The organism is Rhizobium sp. 268 (assembly GCF_036571585.1).
GTDB classification, from domain to species: Bacteria; Pseudomonadota; Alphaproteobacteria; order Rhizobiales; family Rhizobiaceae; genus Rhizobium; species Rhizobium redzepovicii.
Genome location: NZ_JAPPSO010000061.1, coordinates 1 through 2110, shown reverse-complemented (window position 1 = coordinate 2110; position 2110 = coordinate 1). Strand labels below are relative to the sequence as shown.

The window sequence follows — 2110 nt, the reverse complement described above, 5'->3', positions numbered from 1 at the left end:
GGTACATTCTATCTCGAACTGCAACAAAGGCGCTAAGCTGCCTGCTTTTCGGGAGCCATGGTTTGATCCGTACCTTTTCGCATTTGAGTTTTGACGAACGCCGATCGATTTCCAGGATGTTGGATCAGAAGTTTAGCCAGTCTGAGATCGCCAGACGCCTCGGCCGGGACCGTGCGACCATCTCCCGGGAGATAAAACGCAACTACTGGCACGATCAGGAATTCCCCGATGCCGAGGGCTACTGGGCGATGACCGCCAACGACATGGCGCGCGACAGGCGCCGGCGGATCGGCAAGCTCTTTCGTCGCGAGGATCTGCGGAACGAAGTGATCGGAAAGTTGGAATCCGGCTGGTCGCCGGAACAGATTGCTGGACGACTGAAGATCGAACCAGCGGCCAAGGCAAGCGTCTGTCACGAGACGATCTACCGGTATGTCTATTCACCAGAAGGACAACGGCAGCAACTCGCGCGGCTTCTCCCGGAACGGCGGAGAAAGCGCCGGCCGCGATATGCTCGCAAGCCGCAGAATCCAGTCTTTCCAGATGAGCGTTCGATCAAACATCGGCCGGAAGCCATCAACGATCGCAAGGAATTCGGTCACTGGGAAGCCGATCTCATGATCTTCGAAAGGGTTCAGGGCAATGCCAATGTGGCAACGGTTGTTGAGCGGACGAGCCGGTTCACCATGCTGTTCAAGAACAACGACCGGCAGTCCAAGCCGATCATGGAGCGGCTCATCGACGTGCTCAGCCCCCTGCCCAGGCATGCCCGGCAAAGTTTGACGTTTGATCGCGGATTTGAATTCGTCTCCTGGCGGCGACTGAAGCAGGGAATGGGAACCGATGCATGGTTCTGCGATCCGTCTGCGCCCTGGCAAAAAGGCTCCGTTGAGAACATGAATCGGCGGATTCGGCGTTACCTGCCGAGGGATACTGCTGTCCTGTCAGTTCCTGATGAATCGATACGATCACTGATCGATCGGTTGAACAGTACGCCGAGAAAATGCCTTGGTTTCCGCACCCCAGCTGAAGTGTTCAGGCGTGAAGTGAACAAATGACGGCAAGCTGGGGCGGAGGACGGATCTTATGAATGATCCTGCGGTGATTGCGCGGCGAGAGAAAGCGTTATTAGGCAGCCAGCGGCAGAATAGAGATCGTCAATGCACGCCGATATCGCTTTGCGTATCCGATTCCAACTGCAGGCAAGCTGCCCAAAGTAGCGTCTTGTGGAAGGATCCATCCTGCAGAAGAGTGAGCCCCTCTCGTGCCTCGTAGAGCAAGCCGAGCCAGCATAAGCGTTGGAAGACGCCATACTGAAGATCGGATTTCAACTCCCAGGCTTCTATGGTCATTTCGGTGTCCGACAAAGGCGCCAGCTCTGGATAGAGGATTTTCACAACGTCCATTGGCGCGCAACCTTTTCTGGCCTTGATATTGAGAAGATTGAGGAACATGCGCCACCAGCGTAACCGCGCTCGGACCTCCTCTTCCCGCTCGGTGGCGTGGACATAGGAATAGAGATAATCCGTGGCGACCAGATCGAAGAAGGCTTGCGGGTTCACCAAAAACTCCCGGCCGCGTCTGGTTGGCAGCAGCACATCCTTTTTCCGGCGAAGAAGCTTCAGATGACGGGCCATGTCGCGCACGACCCAAAGCGGCGGCATGTCGCTTTCATTGAGCACCTTGTTCATGCTGTAGAGGTCCTCGGCTGTGAATCCTGGCCAGAGGAAGTGCACAGCGGCCCAATGCACGAACTTGCGGTTCATGGCGCCGGTCGCCGTCAATCCTATGCCACCCTCACCGTCAGCATAGGCAACCGAAAGAAGCATGCCGCGAAGAAGTGGTGACAGCGCGGCGATGTCGACGTCACCTTGCAGGTTGATTTCCGGAAGCATCGTGCGGCTTTGATCCCCAACTGCGCCATGCAAGTCCCAGCGAGTATCGAGCGGTAAAAGAACAATTGCTAGTGAGAAAGATAAAGCCGAAGGGTGCGTCATCACCCGCCCCCGCTCCGCCCTTTCAACCCGGCCCAGCCGGTCGGATCGAGGGCTGATCTCCTTGCCCTGTAGTAGCCTTTAAGCCCTTGTTGCATTTACATTAGAAGTCACAC

Annotated in this window: 2 protein-coding genes; one reads left to right on the top strand and one right to left on the bottom strand. The window is 56.4% G+C overall.

Going from position 1 to position 2110, the window contains the following annotated elements:
* Positions 1–62: 62 nt before the first annotated feature.
* A complete protein-coding gene (locus OS035_RS33380; protein ID WP_082849634.1) occupies positions 63–1058 on the top strand; it encodes an IS30 family transposase in 996 nt (331 codons plus the stop codon).
* Positions 1059–1157: 99 nt separating this feature from the next.
* Here OS035_RS33380 and OS035_RS33375 read toward each other — a convergent pair whose 3' ends face one another.
* Positions 1158–1895: a hypothetical protein gene (locus OS035_RS33375; protein ID WP_130668356.1), complete on the bottom strand. Its 738-nt coding sequence runs from the start codon at positions 1893–1895 to the stop codon at positions 1158–1160.
* Positions 1896–2110: the final 215 nt, after the last annotated feature.

Excerpts from the sequence above, each read along its gene's own strand:
- OS035_RS33375 (WP_130668356.1), bottom strand. The coding sequence starts at position 1,895 with ATGCTTCCGGAAATCAACCTGCAAGGTGACGTCGACATCGCCGCGCTG.